The following is a 21004-nucleotide window of genomic DNA, read 5'->3' as shown; positions in this document are numbered from 1 at the left end:
CTTCGGCAGCGCCCCATAGCAATGCTGAGCGACAGCGTACAGCCAAGCCCTTGATGAATGGGAATTTGAGCACCCGGCTCCGCTTTGGAGCCAAGAAGCGGTCGGCATCTTCGTGGATCAGAGGGAATTGCAAAGCGCAAAAAAAAACTCCTGGTGGAAAGCCGGGAGTCGCAATCGGAAAACCGTTTGAAATGAAAGCTTACTGCTTGACGGTGCAGCCGTAGGGGCGCGTTTGCGCGACGGACACGTCTTGCCCGGCCTTGGCCTGCTTGAGGGCATTCATCACATAGTTGTCTGCCTTGCCGATGTCGGCGGGGTCGGCGGAGTTGATGCTGTCGATCGCGCCCTGATAGACGAGCTGGCCTTCGGGGTTGATGATGAACATGTGCGGCGTGCGGGTGGCGCCGTAGGCCTTGGCGACCTTGCCATCGGGGTCGAGCAGCCATTGGCTCTTCACTTCCTTTTCCTTGAAATAGGCCTTGGTCTGCGTGGAGTCCATGTAGTCGCCGCTCTTGGGCGAAGTGGAGTTGATCGAGAGCCACACCACGTCCTGGCCCTTGGCCTCGGCCTGCAGCTTTTGCATGTTACCGGAATTGTAGTGCTTCTGGACGAAGGGGCAGCCGGGGTTGACCCATTCGAGCACGACATACTTGCCTTCGTAATCGTGGAGCGAGACTTCTTTGCCCTCCGAATTGGTAAGGGTGAAGTCGGGGGCGGTGTCGCCGTTCTTCACGTTAGCCAGCAGGCTGGAAGCGGCGGTCAGAAGGAAAATCCAAAGGAGTTGAGGTAGGCGCATGGCGAGTGAGGTGAGATTTTGAGTTTGAGGACAGGATAATCCAGCGCGGGTTTTATTCCATCGGCGCTCATCTTTTTCTTTCGCGCGCAATCCCGGCCTGCCATTGACAGAACGCCCGGTCTAGGGTTGCATGTAAGCTCTCATTATGGCCATGTCCAAAGCTGTTGAGCAGGCGACCCCCGAGGCACCCGCCGCCGCCGATACCGTCTGGTTGAAGCTGCGCGAGGAAGCCGCCTCGGCCGCCCATCGTGAACCGGTCCTCGCGGAGCTGATCCACCGGAGCATCCTCGATTGTGACAGCCTGGAAGAGTCTCTGGCCCATCGTATCTCGCGCAAGCTCGGCCACCACGCCGTAAGCGAACCCTACCTGCACGACCTTTTTGTCGACGTGTTTGCCGCCTTCCCTGAGATCGGCGCGGCAGTCCGTGAAGACATTATCGCGATCGACCACCGCGACCCGGCCAGCGGCGGCTACCTCTCCCCGGTGCTCTACTTCAAGGGCTTCCAGTCGCTCACGGCCTACCGCATCGCGCATCAACTGTGGAACCAGCGCCGACGCGAGCTCGCCCTCTACCTGCAGAGCATCATCTCGCAAGTCTACTCGGTCGACATCCACCCGGCGGCACGCATCGGCAGTGGTATTTTGATGGACCACGCCACGAGCATTGTCGTGGGCGAAACGGCGGTGATCGAGAACAACGTATCCCTCCTCCATGAAGTGACGCTGGGCGGCACGGGCAAGGCGCGAGGCGACCGACACCCGAAAGTGCGCGAGGGCGTGCTGATCGGTGCCGGGGCCAAGATCCTGGGCAATGTGGAGATCGGCCGTTGTGCCAAGGTCGGCGCGGGCAGCGTCGTGCTGTCCGACGTGCCAGCGCACAGCACGGTGGCCGGAGTCCCGGCCCGCGTCGTCCGCCAGGCCTGCGAAGACTTGCCGGCCGAGTGCATGGATCACAATATCTAGACGCTCTTGCGACTCAGTTCCTCTTTGCGACAGGTGTTGCAATTAGCATTTTCGAGGCTCATGGTCGACTCGTGTCGCACGCCAGCCCCGCATCGCTGAATTCTCAAGAGCCCCCCGCCCCCACCAGTGCCAGCGCGGTCAACCGGTGGGAGATGGCCTGTGTCGGCCTCGCCTTCCTGACGATGGCAACCGGGGGCCTGGCGGAAGCCTTCGACGCGCCCGAAGCCGTCAGCACGGTCTTATACGCAGTCAGCTACCTTACGGGCGGCTACTTCGGCACCGTCTCGGCCTGGGAGTCGTTGCGCGAAAAGGAGATCGATATTGATCTGCTGATGATCCTGGCCGCACTCGGTGCCGCGTTTGTGGGTGCGCCCTTCGAGGGGGCCATGCTGCTCTTCCTCTTTTCCTTCTCCAATGTGCTGCAAGACTACGCGATGGGCCGCTCGCGCAAGGCAATCGAGGCCTTGGCCAAGCTGCGCCCGCGCGTGGCCCATGTGCAGCAGCACGACGGCTCCACTACCGAAGTGCCGGTCGAGCAAGTGCAGGTGGGGCAGCGCTTTGTGCTTCGCCCGGGCGAACAGGTGCCGCTGGACGGCTGCGTATTGAGCGGCGAGAGCGCGGTCGACCAAAGTTCCGTCACCGGCGAATCCATCCCCGTGACCAAGCGTCCGGGCGACCAGCTTTTCGCGGGCACGATCAATGCCCAGGGCGGCCTCACGGTCGAAGTGACCCGCGCCGCCAGCGATTCAACCATTGCACGGCTGATCACGCTGGTGGAGGAAGCGCAGGCCCGCAAAGCCGCCAGTCAACGCTTTCTGGAAGCCTTCGAAAAGAAATATGCCGTGGGTGTGATCGCGCTGACGCTGGTCCTGATCGCGGTGCTGCCGCTCTTCGGGCTCGGCTGGAGCGATGCCTTTTACCGCGCGATCACCGTCATGGTGGTGGCCTCGCCCTGTGCGCTCGTCATCAGTACGCCCGCCTCGATCCTTTCAGCCATCGCCAACGCGGCGCGCAAAGGCGTGCTCTTCAAGGGAGGCGCGCAACTGGAGAAGGCCGCGCGCATCCGCACCGTGCTCTTCGACAAGACGGGCACCCTCACGGTCGGCCAGCCGCAAGTAAGCCGCGTGGTGCCGCTGGCCGGGCAGACCGCAGACGAGGCCTTGCAACTGGCCGCCTCAGCAGAGATCCATAGCGAGCACCCACTGGGGCAAGCCATCGTCGCAGCCGCTCAGCAGCGCGGGCTGCAGGTGCAAAACGGAGGCGAACTGACCGCCAGCACCGGGCGCGGCATCGAAACGCATTTTGGCGAACACCGCGTATTGGCGGGCCGGGCCAAGTGGGTCGCGGAAGCTCTCGGCCTGTCGCTGGAGCACGTGGGCCCGCAGTTGGAGGCCCTCGCGGCCGAGGGCCAGACGGTGATCGCGCTAGGCGAGGCCCGCCCCACCCAACCGGCGCGCTGGGCCGCCCTCATCTGCCTCGCGGACCAACTGCGCTCGGAGACGCTGGAGGCCCTGCAGTCCCTCCGCGCCAACGGCATTGCCCACACCTGCATGTTGACGGGCGACAATGCCCAGGTCGCCCAGGCCATCGCCCGGCAGGTGTCACTCGACTGCGTGCACGCCGAGCTGCTGCCAGAGGACAAGGTGCGGCTCGTCCAGGAGCACAATGCCCGAGAGCCGGTCGCGATGGTGGGCGACGGCACCAACGACGCCCCTGCCCTCGCCTCCGCCAGTCTGGGCATCGCCATGGGAGCGGCCGGGAGCGATGTGGCGCTCGAAACGGCTGACGTGGTCCTGATGTCGAGCGACCTGCGGCAGGTGTCTTACGCCCTGCGCATCAGCCGCGCCGCCAACCGCATCGTCTGGCAAAACCTGACTTTTGCGGGCGGCGTGATTGTGATCATGGTCATCGCGACGCTCCTGCTCCCCGTGTGGGGCATAGAAGTGCCCCTGCCCCTGGGCGTGCTCGCGCACGAAGGCGGCACCGTGCTCGTCTGCCTCAACGGCCTGCGGCTGCTCGGCTTCAGGTAGCGTCTCAGGATCAGGCGCTGAGGCCTGCCAGCCAGTCTTCGTAGCTGGAGCTTCACTCGGCCCGCATGGGCTTACCTTAATCCCAGAAAGGCGTCGACTCGCTCTCTGCCAGATCGGGGTCGAGATCGGTCGCGTAATCGTCGGGCGAACGGGCGTCGCCGCCGGCCTTCCACGAATCGTAGACCGCTTCGGTAAAGCGCATGTATTCGAGCCCGTCCTCGAAGCAGGTCAGCTCGATCTCGTTGCCGTAGAGGATGCTGTTGACGAAGTCTTCCTCTACACGCCAGCCACGGCGGTCGGTCTGCGGGATCTCGACCGGGCGTTCCTCGGTCGAGCCGGCTTCGGCCCACCAAAGCTTGCCCGCGCCCACGTCGACCCGCAGGGTGGCGAGTGAACCGCTGAGGATGATTTCGTTGCGGCCCCGGCCGGATTCGATGCCGGAAAAGTGGTAACGCAACTGCGTGCCGGATTCGAGCGTGCCGGCGACGGTCAAGCTGTCGGGCAGCTTCACGTCTTCCTCCTGCTCGGTCTCCTCATTGTAGCGGCGCGGCGTGTAGATGGCACCGTGGGCGCGCACTTCGTCGACCAGGTCGTCCGGGAACCAGCGCAGGATCACCTCGTGGTAGATGCCGAGCGTGAGCATGTTGACGCCGCTGTAAGTCATGTTCTGTCGCCAGGTGAGCGCGGCCAGGCTGTCGGCAAAGGCAGCATGCGTGTGGGTGACGCGGATCTCGCGCACATCGCCCAAGCGGCCTTCTTCGATCAGGCGGATCACCGTGGCATCGTAATCGAGCGTGAAGGGCGAGGGCACGATCTGTGCCACGAGGTCTTGATGGGCGTGCGATGCCGCCACCATGCGCTCGGCCTCCAGCGTGTCGCTGGCCATACGGGCCTCCGTCAGTACGTGCTTGCCCGCCTGCAAGGCCGCGATAGCGATCTCGCTGTGCATGTAGGGCCAGGTGCCGATACAGACGGCATCCACCTCCGGGTCGTTGATCACCGCCCGCCAATCGGGGGCGACTCGCGGGATACCGAACTGGTTGGCCACCGCCCTCGCCGAATCGGGAGTGCGGTTGGCCACGGTTACGATCTCCACGCCATCAAGAGCCTGGAAACCGGGAATGTGCCGGGCCCGGGTATTCGCCCCCGCGCCGATGAGTCCGATTCTGAGCGTCTGCGCCATAGCCCTACCCGGATAAGGCAGGTTGGGGCCGAACGCAACCCTTCCAGCAGGAAATGAGCGAAGGGAAGAATCGCTTTACTTCAGCCGCAGATGAACGCGGATTTTCGCGGATGCTCTGGCCACGCCTTGATTCTGCCGCCTCACAGGAGATCACCACAAAAAGAAAGGAGTGCCTCGGAGCGGACATTCATGAATCTATCCGCGAAAATCCGCGTTCATCTGCGGCTAAAAGAACGATCGCCCCTACCGCTTCGCGCCGTTGTAGGACTTCAGCACGCGGAAGAAGACGGCACCGGAAACGGCGAGCCAGATGCAGAAGATGAGGAAGGGTACGCTGACCCAGCCGCGCAGGCTTTCGATCAACATGCCGGTAATCAGGATCGAGCAAACGCCGCAGACGGCACTGAAGGCCGCGCAAAAGCGTAACGAGCGCTGACAGCCTTCGGCCACGTTGGAGACGATCAGCAGCAGCGTGACGCCGACGATAAAATCGACGACGTTGAACCGCCCTTCTGCCGACATGACTGTCACCGCCACGCCGACGAGACCCAGCGCGGCCACCTTGTTATCGAGTTCCGTCTTCATCTTGGGGTAAGCGAGGCTGAAATATAGCCTACCCCAGCCGCTCGTGCACCTCATCCAGCGTAATTCCGGTGAGTTCGACCGTCTTGGAGCGGTTTTTCTCGCCGGTGACGATGCTGACGTCGCGTTTGCCGAGGCCGAGGGCCTTGGCGAGCACCGCACAGACTTGCTGGTTCGCCTTACCGTCTTCTGGCGGGGCCTGGACTTTTACCTTCAGCGCACCGTCGGCCATCCAGCCGACCACTTCGGACCGGCTGGCGTTAGGGACTACGCGAAGTGAAAGAGAAGCCATTAAGAAAAGAAATTCAACAGAAGGACACCAAGGGCACAAAGAAGTTAGATTTCGGAGAATCTCTTCCTCAAAAGCTCGGGCTTAGAGTTCTTTGTGTTCTTCTGTAAAGATCGGCGCTTGAGGCATCCTCAACCGGTGGTGTCCGGGTAGCTGCCGAGCCAGCGCATGAAGGGGCAGAATTGCTCCAGCTCCTGAAGGGCGGCACCGAGCTTTTCGTCGTCGCGATGGCCGGCCACGTCGACGTAGAAGTAATAGTCCCACAACTTGCGGCGGCTGGGGCGGCTCTCGATCTTGCTGATGTTGATGCCGCGCATACTGAGCGGGAAGAGGGCCTTGATCAGCGCGCCGGGGCTGTTGTCGGGCAGGGTAAAGACGATGCTTGTCTTGTCGGCACAGCGTTGCGAAGCCGGGCCGCTGTGGCTGCCGATGACGAAGAAGCGGGTGAAGTTGTCGCGCTTGTCGTTGATGCCTTCTTCCACCACGGGCACGCCATAAAGCTCGGCGGCGCCGCGGCTGGCGATGGCGGCCACCTCCGGCTTTTCCTTGGCCAGGCGGACGGCTTCGGCCGTGCTGGTGCAATCGAAGAGTTCGACGCCGGGCAGCTTGCGGGCCAGCCACTCGCGGCACTGGCCGAGCGCGTTGTCTTTGGAATAGACGGCCTTGATCTTGTCCAGCGGGCTTTGCGAGATGAGGCTGTGGCTGATCTCGATCATGCGCTGGGCCACGATGTTCAGCTCGGTCTCGACCAGCATGTCGAGCGTGGTGATGACGGTGCCTTGGGTGGAGTTTTCGACCGGCACCATGCCGTAATCCGCCTCGCCGCGCTTCACGGCGTCGAAGACTTGCTGGATGGTGACCAACGGCAGATAGGAAACGCTGCGGCCGAAGTGCTTGAGCGCGGCCATGTGCGTATAGGTCGCCTCGGGCCCGAGATAGGCGATCTTGAGCGGCTTTTCCAGCGCGATGGCTGCGGAGATGATCTCGCTGTAGATGGCGCGGATGGCCTCGTCGGTCAGGTGGCCGCGGCTGTGCCCCTGCACCTTGAGAAAGACTTCTTCCTGACGGCTGGGAACGTAGATGGGCGCGCCTTCCAGGTTTTTGATATGCCCGATTTCACTGGCCAAGCGGACGCGTTCGTCCAGCCGTTCCACGATCTCACGGTCGATGGCGTCGATCTGCCGCCGCAGGTCTTGCAAATCCATCCGCCTAGACAAGGCGGGAAGCGGCGGGTTGACAAGGCGGAAGCGTCGAAAGGCCGACGTTCTCACGACGGCCCCTCACGTTTCGGGCGCTACTGAGCCAGAGCGGCTTGTGCCTTTTCGGCCTCGACTTGCTGGCGCACCTCGGGGATCAGCTCCTGCAAGCGGTCGATCCGGGTCTCGTGGCTCGGGTGGGTGGAAAGGAATTCGGCGGGCTGGCTTTGGCTGGCGGCAGCCATCTTTTGCCACAGCTCGACGGAGGCATCGGGGTTATAACCGGCCTTGGTGGCGTAATAGAGGCCGAGGGCGTCGGCTTCCAGCTCGTGATCGCGGCTGTAGGGCAGCATGAGGCCCACTTGGGTGCCGAGGTCGTAGGCTTGCTGGACGAGCGCCGGGTCGAGCATCGCCTTCTCCTGGCGGCTGAGGATGATGGCGAGGGCGGCGCCCCCACCCTGGCGGATCATCTCGGAGCTCATCTGCTTGTTGCTGTGGCGCAGGGCGACGTGGGCGATTTCGTGGCCCATCACGGCCGCCAGCTCGTCCTTGTCGCCCTCGATCAGGTCGAGCAGGCCGGTAAAGACGGCCACTTTGCCCCCGGGCATGGCGAAGGCGTTGATCGCGGCGTCGTCGAACACCACAAATTCCCACTGCGTCACCTCCATGTCTTGCCCGGCGATGGGGGCGATGCGGTTGCCCACCTCCTTGACCATGTTGACGTAGGCCTGGTTGTTGCTCTGCTTCAGCTCCTGCTTCATCTGGTCGAACTGCGTCGACGCCTGAGCGGCAAGCTGCTTCTCCGGCAGGAAAGCGGGCACGTTGGCGCAGCCGGGCATGAGGGCCAGGGCCGCAGCGGTGAGACAGAGGGAGAGACCGACAGAACGCTTCATGGGAAGGACTTTATGCGCGCACTTTCAAAATGCAACTCGCCTGAACAGCAGAAACTCAGTCGTCGTCTTCGACTTCCGCCGGCTGCAGCAGCTCGATCTTTTCGGCCAGCTTCACATCCTTCTCCGTGACCAGCGAGCCGGCATTGTGCGTGGTGAGGGAGACCTGCACGCGGCGGTAGACGTTGTAGAGCTCGGGGTGGTGGTTCATCTCGTCGGCGATGAAGCCGATCTGGACGATAAAGCCGATGGCTTCGCGAAAGGTCTCGAAGACGAAGAGCTTGGTCAGGTGGCCGTCTTCGTGGGCCCAGCCCGGTAGGCTGCTGAGGGCGAGGTCAAGTTCCTGGCTGGTAAGCGGATGGCTCATAACGGCGAGATTAGGCCACTTTGGGAGGCCGGTCAAGCCAGCGCGGCGGGGAGTGAGCGGCGTTGGCCCGACCTTTTCCCATTGCCAAAGAAAGAGCGCCGGTCTTTGCTCGATTGCTTTACTCGCCGTCCAAAAAAGCACCATCCGCAGCCTCCGTGTCAGATTCGTCCTCAACAGCCCTGCTGCCCCCTCCGCAACACATCGCCATCATCATGGATGGCAACGGCCGCTGGGCCCAACGCCAGGGCCTGCCGCGTAACGAAGGCCACCGCCGGGGGGTCGACAACGTCAAGCGCATCGTGCAGGCCGCCCGCGACCAGCAGATCCGCCACCTCACGCTCTACGCCTTCAGTGTCGAAAACTGGAAGCGCCCGAAGCTGGAAGTCGAAGCGCTGATGCGCCTATTGGAGAGCTTTTTGAAGGACCAGCAGAAGGTGTTGCACGAGAACCACATCCGCCTGGGCGTGCTCGGGCGCTGGCACGAGCTGCCCAAGCGCGTGGTGAAGCTGCTGGAGCAGACGATCGCCGAAACCGCCCAGTATACGGAGTGGAACCTCAACCTGGCGCTCAATTACGGCAGCCGCACCGAGGTGGTCGACGCCTTCCAAGCCTATGGCCGTGCGGTGTTGGCGGGCAAGGAAAAGCCGGACGCGGCGGATTGGGAGACGGTGGCACGCCACCTGTATACCGGCGCCCTGCCCGACCCGGATCTGGTCATCCGCACCTCCGGCGAGTGCCGCATCAGTAACTTCCTTTTGTTGCAGTGTGCCTACGCCGAGTATTACTTTACTCCGGTGTGCTGGCCCGAATTCGATGAAGCCTGTTTTGCCGACGCGGTGAATTCCTACCGCCGTCGCGAGCGTCGCTATGGCCTTACGGGTGAACAAGTGCGCGTAACCGAGGAGCCGACGGCGAGCGTATGAGGTGGCGCTTTTTGAGTTTTCTGCTGCTGTGGGCGGCCCTTGTCCTCATCCCGTGGTTCGGCGGGCCCATCGGCGCAGCTTTGCTGATCGCGGCGGCGGCAATGCTCACGCAGATCGAGCTGTATCAACTACTGCAGCGCTGCCACTACCAGCCTTATGCGACCACGGGCGTCATCGCGGGCCTGATCGTGACGGTCGGCGGCTTTCTCGCCCCGTATGTGGGGCTGACCTCCAGCGGGATGCTCGTCCCGGCGATGTTGCTGGTGGTGATGACCGCCTTGGCGCGCCCGGGCCCCGGCCTGGTGCAAAAGCGGATCATGCCGACGCTTTTCGGCCTGTTCCTCGTGCCCTACATGCTCAGCTACTTCATCGGCTTTATCCATCAGGGGATCATGGAGCTGGGCATCTGGACGATCGGGGTGGCGAAGTTTTCCGATGTGGGCGCGCTGCTCTGGGGCCGTACCTTTGGCCGTCACAAGCTCTCCCCCTCCATCAGCCCGGGCAAGACCTGGGAGGGCGTAATCGGCGGCATTGCCACCGCCACGGCCTTGGGCGGCCTCGCAGCCTGGCTGGTGCGCCCGCTCATCCCGTTCGAGTTCGACGTACTGGCGGCGGTCCTGATCGCCATCCCCATCGCCACCATTGCCGTGTCTTCGGACTTGCTGGAGTCGGCGATCAAGCGCGAGGCGGGGGTAAAGGACTCCGGCCGCATGATCCCGGGCATCGGCGGCGCTTTTGATTTGATGGACAGCCTGCTCCTGACGGGCCCTGTCGGCTACACCCTCGTGATGTGGTGGATTGAACGTTATGCAGCCCTCTCGTGATCCCAAACGCCTCGTGCTGATCGGAGCCACCGGCTCGATCGGCCAGAGCACGCTGGAAGTCATCCGCGCCAACCCGCACGCGCTGCAGCTGGTGGGCGTGGCCGCCAACTCCAACGCCGAGCAGCTCGACGCCATCGCGCGCGAGTTTGGGGTGCGCCACCAGACGCTGTATACGCGCGACGGCCTGCAGGGCTTGCTCGATCTCGTGACCCTCGACGAGGCCGACGTGGTGCTGATCGCCGCCGTGGGCACCGTAGGGCTACGCCCGGCCCTGGCCGCGATGGAAGCGGGCAAGGACGTGGCGCTGGCGAGCAAGGAGGTGCTGGTGCTGGCAGGTGAGCATGTAATGGCGGCGGCCAAGCGCCACAACTGCCAGGTGCTGCCGATCGACAGCGAGCACAACGCGATTTTCCAATGCCTGCAGGGCTGCCCGGAGCAGAAACACGTGCGCCGGCTGATCCTGACCGCCTCGGGCGGCTCGTTCCGCAATTGGACGCGTGAGCAGATGGCCGCCATCCGCCCGGAGGATGCCCTGAAGCACCCCAACTGGTCGATGGGCCCCAAGATCACGGTCGACAGCTCCACCATGGCCAACAAGGGCCTGGAAATGATCGAGGCGCGCTGGCTCTTCGACGTGGCGCCCGGCCAGATCGACGTGGTCATCCACCCGCAAAGCATCGTGCACAGCATGGTGGAGTATGTGGATGGCTCGATCCTTGCCCAGATGTCGCCGCCGTCGATGACCTTCGCGATCCAGCACGCCCTGCTCCACCCCGACCGCGGCCCGGGCGTCACCCAGAGCCTCGACTTTACCCGCGCGCTGCAGCTCGACTTCCTGCCGCCCGACACCGAGCGCTTCCCTTGCCTGCGCCTCGCCCGCGAAGCGATGGTGCGCGGCGGTGCGGCCCCGGGCATCTTCAACGCGGCCAACGAAGTGGCGGTCGCCGCCTTCCTCGACGAGCGACTCGGCTTCCTCGATATCCCCACTGTCGTTGAAGAAACGCTGCAAACGGTCGATCCAGAGGTTGGCGAGTCGCTCGACGACCTGCTGGAGCTGGAGGCGGAAGCCCGCCACCGCGCCCGTGCCATTACGGCCCGATTAGCGCAGTCCGGGCGTTGCAGTCCCCACAGTCTTTCGTAGAGTAATTTTCCAGTGTGTCGTTTTCCGACCAGATTGGCGCGGCCCTCCACTGCGGCGAAACGTTCGCGCGGCGGCCCCGTTCTCTTCGGTTGAGCTTCCATTCCCTTTTCTTCGCATGATCGAATTCCTGCACAGATTGCTGACGAACCCGTTGCTGAGCCTCGGGATCATCTTTGCCTTCGGCGCCTGCATCTTCATCCACGAGCTGGGCCACTACCTGGCCGCTCGCTGGCGGGGCCTCGTGGCCGAGCGCTTTTCCATCGGCTTTGGGCCCAAGCTCTTTGGCTGGACGGACAAGCGCGGCTGCACCTGGCAGGTCTCCCCCATCCCCCTCGGCGGCTACGTGCTGCTCCCGCAGTTGGCCGACATGAAGGGCATCGAGGGCGAGAGCGACCGCAGTCGCCAAGGGGAGCTCCCTCCCATCAGCTATACCGACAAGATGGTCGTCTCCGTCGCCGGAGCCGTCTTCAACCTTATCCTCGCCTTCGTGCTCGCCACCGTGCTCTGGCAGGTGGGCAAGGAAGTGCCGCAGTGGGCCGCCTCCACCCAGGTGGGCTACATCGACCAAGTCGAGGTGCAGGCCGATGGCGAATGGGTCGCCCAACCGTGGGACGCCGATCTCCAGCCGGGCGACAAGATCCTCGCCGTGGATGGGCACCGCGTGCACGACTACGAAGACATCATGGGCATCGTCGCCACCAGCTCGGGCCGCGATGCAGAGGGCAACCCGCAGGTGGCGCTGCAGATCGAGCGCAACGGCGAAACGAAGGACGTGACCGTGACGCCCGATACCCGCGCCGCCGGCGTGCGCATCCTCCCCATCGCCATGGCCTACGACTTGTATGTGGGCAACATCAGCGAGGGCGCACCGGCTCAACGGGCGGGGCTGCAGGAGGGCGACCGCATCGTGGCCGTCGAAGGTCAGCCGCTCTACTCCGTGCCCGCCTTGACGAACTTTTTGCGGGAGCACCAGGACGTGCCCAGCACCTACACCATCATCCGCGACGGTCAGGAAATGACGGTCGAGATGAAGCCGGAAGTCGTGGTCTATCACGAAGACGGCGCGACCAAGCCCATGCTGGGCATCGCCTTCAACAGCGGCACCGGCCTGAGCTACGAGAGCCCGATTCGCCAGATGACCGAGGCCTGCACGCTGATTTTCCGCATCCTGGGCGCACTCCTCAACCCGAATTCCGATGTGGGCCTAAAGGACATGAGCAGCGTGATCGGGATCAGCAGCGCCCTGCTCAGCGCCTTCGAGCAAGGCTTCCGCGTGGTCCTGAACTTCCTGGTGGTGATCAACGTCAACCTCGCGATCCTCAACCTGCTGCCGATCCCCGTGCTCGATGGCGGGCACATGGCCTTTGCCACCATCGCCAAGCTGCGCGGCAAGCCCATCCCGGCCAATGTGATCGGTGCTCTGCAAGGCTCGTTCATGATCCTGCTGCTGGGCCTGATGTTCTACGTCTCGTTCTTTGACGTGCGCCGCGAAAACCAGAAGGCCGCCGCCGAGCGTAACTACATCAGCTCCCAGGAGGGCTATATCACGCCGGTCTTCGACGGCATCGACGCCAACGAGCAGGTTAACTAAATTCGATTATTTGAACAGGAGTTAAAAGGAGTGAAAAAGAGTTCAGAATAAGGACTTACAGAAGAGCACGAAGGACACGAAGAAGTAGGATTTGAATTAATCCATTACCTTAACTTCGTGCTCTTTGTGTTCTTCTGTTTAAAACTCTTTTTCACTCCTTTTAACTCCTGTTCATTCCAATTCCCTTTTCTTTATGAGCCTTCCAGCGTATTGCAGCAGCCGTTTCGTATCGCAGCGTCGCTTATCGCGTGAGGTGCGGGTGGGGCCCGTCGGTGTGGGCGGGAGCAATCCGATCCGCGTGCAGTCGATGACGACGACGCCCACGCAGGACGTCGAGGCGACCGTGCGCCAATGTATCGCATTGGCCGAGGTGGGCTGCGAAATCGTGCGCATCACCGCGCCCAACGTGGCCGCCGCTGAAGCGTTGAAGGACATCCGCGCGCAGTTCACCGCTGCCGGCTTTGAGCACATCCCGCTCGTGGCCGACATCCACTTTCTCCCCAAGGCCGCGATGGAGGCCGCCAAGTGGGTCGAGAAGGTGCGGATCAACCCCGGCAACTACGCGGACAAGAAGAAGTTTGCCCAGCGCGAATACAACGACCGCGAGTATGTCGAAGAGCTGGAGCGCCTGCACGAGGCCTTCTCTCCCATCGTGCTGCGCTGCAAGGAGCTGGGCCGCGCCATGCGCATCGGCACCAACCACGGCAGCCTGAGCGACCGCATCATGAACCGCTACGGCGACTCGCCGCTGGGCATGTGCGAGAGCGCGCTGGAATTTATCCGTATCGCGGAGAGTCATGGCTTCCACGGCATCGTGCTCTCGATGAAGGCGAGCAACCCGAAGGTGATGATCCAGGCCTACCGCCTGATGGTCGCCAAGATGGCCGCCGAAGACATGCGCTACCCCCTCCACCTCGGCGTGACCGAAGCCGGAGACGGCGACGACGCCCGCACCAAGAGCGCCATCGGCATCGGCAGCCTGCTCTATGACGGCCTCGGCGACACCATCCGCGTATCGTTGACCGAAGACCCGGTCTACGAAGTGCCCGTGGCGAAAGACCTGGCGCGCAAGGCCGAAACGCTCTGGGCCCGAGCGGCGGAAGTGCAAGGCAACGTCCGCACTGCCCCCGATACGGTGAACCCGTTCGAGTTCCGCCGCCGCGCGGTGGAGCTGCAACCGCTGGGCGGGAAGCTGCCGCTGAACGCACTGGAGCCCCCTCGCGTGGTGTTGCCGAGCCCGCAGCCCCTTTCCGCCGGCCTCCCGGCAATCGTCGATGCGCTCAAGCCGGTGCAGCGTCAAGCGGGCGAAGCCAAGGCCGAGCTGTTACAGGTGCGCCTGGAGCAGGCCGAAGATCTCGCCCAAGTCGCGCCGCTGCGCGAGGCGTTGCGCCCGCTCGTCGACGCCTGCGTCTGGGAGCTTTCGGGCCCCATCGAAGCCGCCGACCTGGAGGCAGTTGCGTGGACCGCAGGCGATGTGCTGCTCGACTATTTTGAAGCCGCCGACACCGGTCGCCTGGAGAACCGCATCGCCCTCGCCGCCCGCTTCGATTTGCGCCTGGCCGTGAATGCCGACCCGGTCGACCTGCCGGCACTTGCGGATGTCCTGGCCGCCGCGCCCAAGGGCCAACTGATCTTTACCCTCGGCGCGCCCGACCCCGCCCAGCCCTTGCACCCGCTCGGCGCGTATCGTCAGTTGGCGGAAGTGGTGAACGCACTGGGCCTGAAGGCCCCTATCTGGATCCGCAACACGGTGGCCAACGCGCTCGACCCGCAGCCGTATTTCGGGGACCAACTGCTGGAGGCCTCGATCCTCTCCGGCGGCCTGATCTGCGACGGAATCGGCGACCTGATCAGCGTCGAAACGGTGCCCGACCCGCGTCAGGCCCTCGCCTTGAGCTACGGCATTCTACAGGGCTCACGTGCCCGTACGACCCGCACGGAATACGTCGCCTGCCCAAGCTGCGGTCGCACACTCTTCGATCTCCAGACGACCACCCAGCGTATCCGCAGTGCCACCGGGCATCTCAAGGGCGTAACGATCGCCGTAATGGGCTGCATCGTAAACGGCCCCGGCGAAATGGCCGATGCCGACTTTGGCTACGTCGGCGGCGCACCCGGCAAGGTAAACCTCTACGTGGGCAAGGAGTGCGTGAAATACCACATCCCCAGCGCCGAAGCCGTCGACGAACTCATCGCCCTGATCAAACACCACGGCAAATGGCAAGAGCCCAAGCCGGTCGAGGTGTAGAGACAAGGATGGGATTTTGAACAGGAGTTTGGGGAGTTCAGAATTAAGATTTACAGAAGAACACAAAGAACGCGAAGAAGTGGGATGGGGTGCGCTTCTTGATCCCTTCTTTGAGTTCTTTGTGTTCTTCTGTTTTAAAACTCTTTTTCCTCTTTTAACTCCTGTTCAATTCACTCCTCCAATTCGAATTTTGCCCGCGCGACGACTTGGCCATTGGCGATGATGTCGAGTTCGTGGGGGCCGGGGTAGTAGCGGCGGGTGGTGACGACTTTGAAGGAGTGCTGGCGTTCGCCGACCCAAGCGCCTGCAGGGACATTGGACTCGACTTTCCAGCGGAAGACTTTGGGCGATAGCTGCCCGTTGGCCTTGAGGTAGTGCACGGTGTAATCGAGCCGGAGCGAATCGAGCGGCTCGGCAAGCTTGCCCCGGAAGCGGAAGCCCAGCTTGTCCCCAACGCGCACGGTGGGCGTGAGGATTTCGAGCTGCACGTCGTCCCAACTGGCGGCCCGGTGGCCCATCAGCTCGAGCGCCCCGGAGTGGCCTTGCTTCAGGAGCGTGCGCAGGGCGTGGCGCAGCAGCTTTTTGCGCGGCGCAGGGGCCTTTTTCCACCAGTCGCGCGCGATCTTCACGACCAGGTCCGGGTGGTCTTTCGCGATGTCGTTGAGGTGGTTGGCGACGGAGCGGCGGACGTATTCGCTCGGGTCGTCGCGCAAGGCTTCGAGCAGCGGCAAACACATTTCGGGCTCCGCGATGAAGCACTGCAGCCGGATGCCCCAAGGCAGGCGCGGGCGCGTGCCTTCGCTTACGAGTCGGCGCACATGCTCGTTGGGGTCGTTCGTCCAACCTCGGAAAACCGCCACCGCGCGTTGCGGATCGGCCGCGATCAGGTGGCGGATGCCAAACTCCGAAGAGAAGCGCTTCGTCAGCTCACGCTCGATCTCCAGCGCCAGCTCGAAATGCTGCTGCCCATGCCGCCCGACGTATTCCGTCATCGGCATGATCGCCCAGCCGTTGACACCGTGGTCCATGGCCTCCGGGTCGGCGCGGTCAAAACCATCGGTGTGCGGATGCAGCGCCTCCAGCAAGACGGGAGTGGCAGCGGCAAAGTCATCGGGCAGCGTTGCCTCCAGCGCCTTCACGATCTGTTCGGAGCGGGCCTTCAGCTCCAGCTCTTCCAGCCCGTCGAGCGCGATCTGCTCGAACTTCGCCCTAGGGAAGTCCGCCCAACTGCGCTCCAGCGAGCGCGCCATGGCACGAATAACGTCGGGATTGAAGAGGTTCTTGAAGGGCTCCATGCGAGGCTGAGGATGAGCGGCTCCAGCGGGCGTTGCGACTACAAAAAAGGCCGCCCGACTGATGTCATGGCGACCTTGTAAAATACAAACGGAGAGGACCTAAACCGCGCGCAGCGAGCCCTCGGCCTTGCGGGAGAGGAAGTCGGCGTAGGTTTGCTTGAGGCCTTCACGGAGGCTGATCTTGGGCTCCCAGCCAGTGGACTTGAGGAGGCTCACGTCGAGCAGCTTGCGGGGAGTGCCGTCGGGCTTCGAATAGTCGTGCACCAGTTCACCTTCGTAGCCCACGGTTTCGACCACCATGTCGGCCAGCTCGCGAATCGAGAGGTCTTCCCCCACCCCGGCGTTGACCCAGTCCGGCGGGTTTTCGAGCTGGAGCAGGTGGATGCAGGCCGAGGCGAGGTCGTCGACGTGCAGGAACTCGCGGCGCGGGCGACCGGTGCCCCACATGGTAACGGTGGGGGCCTTCGTCTCCTTGGCCTCATGGAAGCGGCGGATGAGGGCCGGCATCACGTGCGAGTGCTCCGGGTGGTAGTTGTCGCCCGGGCCGTAAAGGTTCGTCGGCATGGCGCTGTGGAAGAGCACACCATACTGCTGGCGGTAATACTGGCAGAGCTTGAGGCCGGCGATCTTGGCAATCGCGTAGGCTTCGTTGGTCTGCTCCAGCGGGCCTTTGAGCAGCTCGCTCTCGCGGATCGGCTGGCTGGCCTTGCGCGGGTAGATGCAGCTGCTGCCGAGGAAGAGCACGCGCTTCACGCCCGCCTTCCACGCGCCGTGGATGGTGTTTTGCGCGATGGCTAGGTTCTCGAAGAGGAACTCAGCCGGGTAGCTGCGGTTGGCCTCGATCCCGCCCACCTTGGCGGCGGCGATGATGGCCACCTCCGGCTTTTCCTGGCGGTAGTAATCGAGCACGGCGGCCGCGTCGGTCAAATCCAGCTCCGAGCGGGGCGCGGTGAGAACGTGGCCGTAGCCGGCAGCTTGCAGGCCGCGCACGAGGGCGGAGCCCACCATGCCACGGTGGCCGGCGACGAAGATGCGGGATTCCGGGTTCATGAGGGCTTAGGCGCGCCGGTTGTGGACCAGCAGGTCGTGATCGGCCTTGGCCATGATCGACACCAGGTCCTTGAAGGTGGTCTGCGGCTTCCAACCCAGCTTCTCTGCAGCCTTGGTCGGGTCGCCGATCAGCAGGTCGACTTCGGCGGGGCGGAAGTAGCGGGGATCGACCGCCACCACGACGTCGCCCGTCTTGGTGTTGCGGCCCACTTCGTCGACGCCTTCGCCCGAGAACTCGAGCTCGATGCCCAGCTCGGCAAAAGCGTGAAGGCAGAACTCGCGCACCGTATGGGTTTCTCCAGTAGCGAGCACAAAGTCCTCCGGCTGATCGGCCTGCAGCATTTGCCACATGCCTTCGGTATATTCCGGGGCGTAACCCCAGTCGCGACGGGCATCTAGGTTACCCAGGCTGAGCACCTTCTGCTGACCGAGCGCGATGCGGGCAGCGGCCATCGTGATCTTGCGCGTCACGAAGGTTTCGCCCCGCCGGGGGCTCTCGTGGTTAAAAAGGATACCGTTGCTGGCGTGGATGCCGTAGGCTTCGCGGTAGTTGACCACGATCCAGTAGCCGTAGAGCTTGGCCACGCCGTAGGGCGAGCGCGGGTAGAAGGGGGTCGTCTCCGACTGCGGGACTTCCTGCACGAGGCCGTACAGCTCGGAGGTCGAAGCCTGGTAAAAGCGGGTCTTGTCCTTAAGGCCCACTTCCTTGATGGCGTCGAGGAAGCGCAGCACGCCGATGGCGTCGACATCCGCCGTGTACTCCGGCACGTCGAATGATACCTTCACGTGGCTTTGCGCGCCAAGGTTGTAAATTTCGTCGGGCGCGATGCGATCGAGCAGGCGGTTCAGGTTACTGGAGTCCGTCAGGTCGCCGTGGTGGAGGAAGAAATTCACCCCGTGAACCTCCGGATCTTCGAACAAGTGATCGATGCGATCAGTGTTGAAGCTGCTGGCGCGGCGGATCATGCCGTGCACTTCATAGCCCTTGGCCAGAAGCTGCTCAGCCAGGTAAGAGCCATCTTGACCAGTGATGCCAGTAATCAGCGCTTTTTTAACGGACATAGAGACAGATGAAGTAAAGGTAAGATTCGAATGACAAGAAGAGGTCCAAAAGGTAAAAAGCAGGATTCGGCAGCGAGGGACAACGAAAAGTAGCGCGCTTGAGGTGAATTTTACGCTATTTTTGGCATCGCGACATCGCGGAACCCTCTGATCATCTTAATCTAAGACGCGTTAATTGAGCGAGGGATCGTCGGGCGCGTCGGCAAAGAAGGCCAGCTTTGGGTCTTCGTGTTTGAGGATGTGTCGCCAGATCTGCTCTTCTTCCTCGTCGAGATAGTCCTTGCGGATCGGGGCCACGAGCCACGCCTTTTCTTTCAGCTCGTCTTCCATCTGGCCTCCGGACCAGCCGGAGTAGCCGACAAAGGCCCGCACGATGAGGTTGGGCTCTTCGGCCATCATCTCCTGCAGCGTCTCATCGGCCACGCCGAAGTAGAGTTGGAAGGTCGCCTCCACCATGTCCCACTTCCAGGCCACGAGGATGATCTGGTCGGTCGCGACCGGGCCGCCTTCGTAGAGGGGAATCTCCGAAAGCACGCCCTCGGAGACTTCGGTACGCACGTCGCCTAGCGTCTTGTCGAGCGGGCGATTGATAATCACGCCGAGGGCCCCGTCTTCCTCCGTATGAGCGGAGAGCAGGACGACGCTGCGTTGGAAATTGGGATCGAGCAGGCTGGGATGCGCCACGAGGAGGTTTCCCCGCAGGCTGGGGCCGCTGATATTGATATCTCGCATAGATTTGCGTGCTGCTAAAACTGGCTGATCGTCACGCCCGCCTCGGTCAAAAGCTCGTGGGCGATGGGATCGTTGCGGTAGTCGATGTGATACTTAATCGTCCGTATCCCTGCAGCAGCTAACATCTTGGCGCAATTTATACAAGGAAAGTGCGTAATGTAGGCAGTTGCCCCTTCCAGCGAAACGCCCCGACGTGCAGCGTCGGCAATCGCGTTTTGCTCGGCGTGCACGGTCGCCTGTTCATGGCCGTCGCGCACGCGGCTGAGGTGGGGCGAGCCGGGCAGGAAGCCGTTGTAGCCTGCCGCGATGATCCGGTTACTCTGGTCTCCGCCGCTCACGAGCACACAGCCCACGTGCAGCCGCTCGCAGGCCGAACGGGTCGAGAGCAGGAGCGCGGTGGACATGAAATATTCGTCCCAACTGGGGCGGGTGCCTTGGCGGGCCACCAGCGCCGCCACCTCGTCCACGATGGATGTCATTCCCTGCTCCTCCGGCTCCACGGACAGACTCATGGGGCTAGGCTAAGGAACTGGGCGGTGGTGTAAAGCGCACATCTGCGGGCTGTGCTTGCCTGAGCCTGATCTGGGGGTATGCTGTGCGCATGCCCCGCTCGCTCCGCCTCGACTACAACGCGCCCTTTACGCTGACCTACGCGCTGCTTTGCATCGTAGCGCTGGTCATCGCCTTGTTGAGCGGCGGAGCGGCCAACGCCGGCTTTTTCAGCATCCAGCACAATCCCGACTGGTCGCACGCGCTGACCTACATCCGCCTCTTCACGCACGTGCTGGGGCATGCCAACGCCGAACACCTCGCGAGCAACATCTTTCTCATCCTCCTGCTGGGGCCGATGCTGGAGGAGAAATACGGCTGGCAGACCCTTCTGGTCACGACGCTGATCACGGCCTTTGTTACGGGGATGGCGATGGCGCTGATCTTCCCCGGCACCCTGCTCGGGGCCAGCGGCGTGGTCTTTGCGTTCATCGTGCTGTCGAGCTTCAGCCGGGCCAAGAGCGGCACGATCCCCCTTACCTTTCTGCTGGTGGCCCTGCTCTTCCTGGGGCAGGAGATTGCCGCCTCGATCGCGGGCTCCAACGAGGTGGGCGGTCATGAGATCGCGCGCTTTGCCCACATCCTAGGCGGCCTCGTCGGCGCAGTCGTGGGCTGGGTGCGCACGCCGTAGGATAAACTTGCGCTCCACGATTGCCAGACGGGGGTAGACCGCATAGTCTGGTATCTTTCTCGATGTTATGAAGAACTACGACTACCAGAAGCGCCTGCGCGGGGTGTGGGAACACGCCGTGAAGCTGTATGAAGAGGGCAACCGCGATTCCAGCACCTATTTTGAAGGCGAGCAGCTGGAGTTCGTGCGCTCCATCGGCGCGACGCCGCAGGAGATCTACGACTTTGCCGAAGACTGGTGCTCTGGCCAGGAGCCGGACTACAGCACCTTTGCCCTGCTGGCCGACATCCGCCGCTACTACTTCCTCGTGCGCCAGAAGAGCAAGCCGACCGGCAAGGTGCTCGACCCAGCGACGCTCCCGCCCAAAGACAGCAGCGTGCGCGGCATCGACTGGCTGCCCCGCATCCTGCCCAAAGCCAAGGCCAAGCTGCGCGGCGAGCTGAGCCACGACATCATGTATGGCTGCGGCGGCGACCGGCGCTTCTTCAAGACCAACGACATCCACCCGGCCGAATTCCTGCGCGTGGTGATGGACAACGAGAACGATGATACCGCCATCGTCAACTGGGTCGAAGGCCGCACCAAAGGCAAGTGGTAAGCCGCTGGCTCTCAGGCTGATAACATTTTACCCACCTCAAGCGCCCGGCCTTACAAAGCCGGG

The 21004-nt window shown here is 63.0% G+C and carries 21 protein-coding genes; 9 read left to right on the top strand and 12 right to left on the bottom strand.

Annotated features, from left to right (window positions below; translation table 11 throughout):
* Positions 1-199 precede the first annotated feature (199 nt).
* The gene (locus Q7P63_01640; protein MDP0498776.1) at positions 200-796 is read right to left on the bottom strand and encodes a thioredoxin family protein; all 597 of its coding nucleotides are present in this window, start codon (positions 794-796) and stop codon (positions 200-202) included.
* A gap of 151 nt (positions 797-947) precedes the next feature.
* Between Q7P63_01640 and cysE the strand changes: the two genes are divergently transcribed.
* The gene (gene cysE, locus Q7P63_01635; GenBank protein MDP0498775.1) at positions 948-1760 is read left to right on the top strand and encodes a serine O-acetyltransferase; all 813 of its coding nucleotides are present in this window, start codon (positions 948-950) and stop codon (positions 1758-1760) included.
* Positions 1761-1831: 71 nt separating this feature from the next.
* A complete protein-coding gene (locus Q7P63_01630; GenBank protein ID MDP0498774.1) occupies positions 1832-3790 on the top strand; it encodes a heavy metal translocating P-type ATPase in 1959 nt (652 codons plus the stop codon).
* 76 nt (positions 3791-3866) lie between these two features.
* On the opposite strand, the gene Q7P63_01625 is transcribed toward Q7P63_01630, so the two are convergent.
* The 6 genes from Q7P63_01625 to Q7P63_01600 form a co-directional block, all read right to left on the bottom strand.
* The gene (locus tag Q7P63_01625; GenBank protein ID MDP0498773.1) at positions 3867-4973 is read right to left on the bottom strand and encodes a Gfo/Idh/MocA family oxidoreductase; all 1107 of its coding nucleotides are present in this window, start codon (positions 4971-4973) and stop codon (positions 3867-3869) included.
* Positions 4974-5216: 243 nt separating this feature from the next.
* Positions 5217-5558 carry a hypothetical protein gene (locus tag Q7P63_01620; GenBank protein MDP0498772.1) on the bottom strand — a complete coding sequence of 114 codons (342 nt, stop codon included), beginning with the start codon at positions 5556-5558 and terminating at the stop codon, positions 5217-5219.
* Positions 5559-5586: 28 nt separating this feature from the next.
* Positions 5587-5847 carry a DUF167 domain-containing protein gene (locus Q7P63_01615; protein ID MDP0498771.1) on the bottom strand — a complete coding sequence of 87 codons (261 nt, stop codon included), beginning with the start codon at positions 5845-5847 and terminating at the stop codon, positions 5587-5589.
* Positions 5848-5975: 128 nt separating this feature from the next.
* A complete protein-coding gene (pheA, locus tag Q7P63_01610) occupies positions 5976-7049 on the bottom strand; it encodes a prephenate dehydratase (protein MDP0498770.1) in 1074 nt (357 codons plus the stop codon).
* Between the two features lie 89 nt (positions 7050-7138).
* On the bottom strand, positions 7139-7933 hold the full coding sequence (locus Q7P63_01605) for a M48 family metallopeptidase (GenBank protein MDP0498769.1): 795 nt from the start codon (positions 7931-7933) through the stop codon (positions 7139-7141).
* Between the two features lie 55 nt (positions 7934-7988).
* Entirely contained in the window at positions 7989-8297 is a 309-nt protein-coding gene (locus Q7P63_01600) for a 4a-hydroxytetrahydrobiopterin dehydratase (protein ID MDP0498768.1), read from the bottom strand.
* A gap of 155 nt (positions 8298-8452) precedes the next feature.
* Between Q7P63_01600 and uppS the strand changes: the two genes are divergently transcribed.
* The 5 genes from uppS (at position 8453) to ispG (ending at position 15024) form a co-directional block, all read left to right on the top strand.
* On the top strand, positions 8453-9220 hold the full coding sequence (uppS, locus tag Q7P63_01595) for a polyprenyl diphosphate synthase (protein ID MDP0498767.1): 768 nt from the start codon (positions 8453-8455) through the stop codon (positions 9218-9220).
* On the top strand, positions 9217-10044 hold the full coding sequence (locus Q7P63_01590) for a phosphatidate cytidylyltransferase (GenBank protein ID MDP0498766.1): 828 nt from the start codon (positions 9217-9219) through the stop codon (positions 10042-10044). Before uppS ends, Q7P63_01590 begins: the two co-directional genes overlap by 4 nt.
* Positions 10028-11185, top strand: coding sequence for a 1-deoxy-D-xylulose-5-phosphate reductoisomerase (gene dxr / locus Q7P63_01585; protein ID MDP0498765.1), 1158 nt, complete (start codon positions 10028-10030; stop codon positions 11183-11185). Before Q7P63_01590 ends, dxr begins: the two co-directional genes overlap by 17 nt.
* A 115-nt stretch (positions 11186-11300) precedes the next feature.
* The gene (gene rseP, locus Q7P63_01580; GenBank protein MDP0498764.1) at positions 11301-12776 is read left to right on the top strand and encodes an RIP metalloprotease RseP; all 1476 of its coding nucleotides are present in this window, start codon (positions 11301-11303) and stop codon (positions 12774-12776) included.
* 193 nt (positions 12777-12969) lie between these two features.
* The gene (gene ispG, locus Q7P63_01575; protein MDP0498763.1) at positions 12970-15024 is read left to right on the top strand and encodes a (E)-4-hydroxy-3-methylbut-2-enyl-diphosphate synthase; all 2055 of its coding nucleotides are present in this window, start codon (positions 12970-12972) and stop codon (positions 15022-15024) included.
* 170 nt (positions 15025-15194) lie between these two features.
* Here the strand turns inward: ispG and Q7P63_01570 are convergent, their stop codons facing one another.
* The 5 genes from Q7P63_01570 to Q7P63_01550 all read right to left on the bottom strand — a co-directional run bounded on the left by Q7P63_01570 (position 15195) and on the right by Q7P63_01550 (position 19675).
* Positions 15195-16319: a DNA alkylation repair protein gene (locus tag Q7P63_01570; GenBank protein ID MDP0498762.1), complete on the bottom strand. Its 1125-nt coding sequence runs from the start codon at positions 16317-16319 to the stop codon at positions 15195-15197.
* A 99-nt stretch (positions 16320-16418) separates the two neighbouring features.
* Positions 16419-17369, bottom strand: a complete 951-nt coding sequence (locus tag Q7P63_01565) for a GDP-L-fucose synthase (protein MDP0498761.1) — start codon at positions 17367-17369, stop codon at positions 16419-16421.
* Positions 17370-17375: 6 nt separating this feature from the next.
* Complete coding sequence (gmd, locus tag Q7P63_01560; protein ID MDP0498760.1) at positions 17376-18431, bottom strand: GDP-mannose 4,6-dehydratase; 1056 nt, start codon at positions 18429-18431, stop codon at positions 17376-17378.
* 171 nt (positions 18432-18602) lie between these two features.
* Positions 18603-19163, bottom strand: coding sequence for a YqgE/AlgH family protein (locus tag Q7P63_01555; GenBank protein ID MDP0498759.1), 561 nt, complete (start codon positions 19161-19163; stop codon positions 18603-18605).
* A 14-nt stretch (positions 19164-19177) separates the two neighbouring features.
* The gene (locus tag Q7P63_01550; protein ID MDP0498758.1) at positions 19178-19675 is read right to left on the bottom strand and encodes a cytidine/deoxycytidylate deaminase family protein; all 498 of its coding nucleotides are present in this window, start codon (positions 19673-19675) and stop codon (positions 19178-19180) included.
* A gap of 89 nt (positions 19676-19764) precedes the next feature.
* On the opposite strand from Q7P63_01550, the gene Q7P63_01545 reads away from it, so the two are divergent.
* Both Q7P63_01545 and Q7P63_01540 read left to right on the top strand, forming a co-directional pair.
* Positions 19765-20343: a rhomboid family intramembrane serine protease gene (locus Q7P63_01545; GenBank protein MDP0498757.1), complete on the top strand. Its 579-nt coding sequence runs from the start codon at positions 19765-19767 to the stop codon at positions 20341-20343.
* A 67-nt stretch (positions 20344-20410) separates the two neighbouring features.
* Positions 20411-20941 carry a DUF5069 domain-containing protein gene (locus tag Q7P63_01540; protein ID MDP0498756.1) on the top strand — a complete coding sequence of 177 codons (531 nt, stop codon included), beginning with the start codon at positions 20411-20413 and terminating at the stop codon, positions 20939-20941.
* Positions 20942-21004 lie beyond the last annotated feature (63 nt).

This window comes from Verrucomicrobiota bacterium JB022 (assembly GCA_030673845.1).
In the GTDB taxonomy this organism is placed as follows: Bacteria; Verrucomicrobiota; Verrucomicrobiia; order Opitutales; family Oceanipulchritudinaceae; genus WOUP01.
Note: the sequence above shows the minus strand (reverse complement) of the source record. Positions and strands in the feature narration are given on the sequence as shown.

What these genes read in the sequence shown, in the direction of transcription:
- Q7P63_01590 (MDP0498766.1), top strand. Translation starts at nt 9,217, where the DNA reads ATGAGGTGGCGCTTTTTGAGTTTTCTGCTGCTGTGGGCGGCCCTTGTC.
- gmd (MDP0498760.1), bottom strand. Translation starts at nt 18,431, where the DNA reads ATGTCCGTTAAAAAAGCGCTGATTACTGGCATCACTGGTCAAGATGGC.
- Q7P63_01545 (MDP0498757.1), top strand. Translation starts at nt 19,765, where the DNA reads ATGCCCCGCTCGCTCCGCCTCGACTACAACGCGCCCTTTACGCTGACC.
- rseP (MDP0498764.1), top strand. Translation starts at nt 11,301, where the DNA reads ATGATCGAATTCCTGCACAGATTGCTGACGAACCCGTTGCTGAGCCTC.
- Q7P63_01570 (MDP0498762.1), bottom strand. Translation starts at nt 16,319, where the DNA reads ATGGAGCCCTTCAAGAACCTCTTCAATCCCGACGTTATTCGTGCCATG.
- Q7P63_01555 (MDP0498759.1), bottom strand. Translation starts at nt 19,163, where the DNA reads ATGCGAGATATCAATATCAGCGGCCCCAGCCTGCGGGGAAACCTCCTC.
- Q7P63_01540 (MDP0498756.1), top strand. Translation starts at nt 20,411, where the DNA reads ATGAAGAACTACGACTACCAGAAGCGCCTGCGCGGGGTGTGGGAACAC.
- Q7P63_01615 (MDP0498771.1), bottom strand. Translation starts at nt 5,847, where the DNA reads ATGGCTTCTCTTTCACTTCGCGTAGTCCCTAACGCCAGCCGGTCCGAA.
- pheA (MDP0498770.1), bottom strand. Translation starts at nt 7,049, where the DNA reads ATGGATTTGCAAGACCTGCGGCGGCAGATCGACGCCATCGACCGTGAG.
- Q7P63_01565 (MDP0498761.1), bottom strand. Translation starts at nt 17,369, where the DNA reads ATGAACCCGGAATCCCGCATCTTCGTCGCCGGCCACCGTGGCATGGTG.
- ispG (MDP0498763.1), top strand. Translation starts at nt 12,970, where the DNA reads ATGAGCCTTCCAGCGTATTGCAGCAGCCGTTTCGTATCGCAGCGTCGC.
- cysE (MDP0498775.1), top strand. Translation starts at nt 948, where the DNA reads ATGTCCAAAGCTGTTGAGCAGGCGACCCCCGAGGCACCCGCCGCCGCC.
- Q7P63_01550 (MDP0498758.1), bottom strand. Translation starts at nt 19,675, where the DNA reads ATGAGTCTGTCCGTGGAGCCGGAGGAGCAGGGAATGACATCCATCGTG.
- Q7P63_01625 (MDP0498773.1), bottom strand. Translation starts at nt 4,973, where the DNA reads ATGGCGCAGACGCTCAGAATCGGACTCATCGGCGCGGGGGCGAATACC.
- Q7P63_01600 (MDP0498768.1), bottom strand. Translation starts at nt 8,297, where the DNA reads ATGAGCCATCCGCTTACCAGCCAGGAACTTGACCTCGCCCTCAGCAGC.
- Q7P63_01620 (MDP0498772.1), bottom strand. Translation starts at nt 5,558, where the DNA reads ATGAAGACGGAACTCGATAACAAGGTGGCCGCGCTGGGTCTCGTCGGC.
- dxr (MDP0498765.1), top strand. Translation starts at nt 10,028, where the DNA reads ATGCAGCCCTCTCGTGATCCCAAACGCCTCGTGCTGATCGGAGCCACC.
- Q7P63_01640 (MDP0498776.1), bottom strand. Translation starts at nt 796, where the DNA reads ATGCGCCTACCTCAACTCCTTTGGATTTTCCTTCTGACCGCCGCTTCC.
- Q7P63_01605 (MDP0498769.1), bottom strand. Translation starts at nt 7,933, where the DNA reads ATGAAGCGTTCTGTCGGTCTCTCCCTCTGTCTCACCGCTGCGGCCCTG.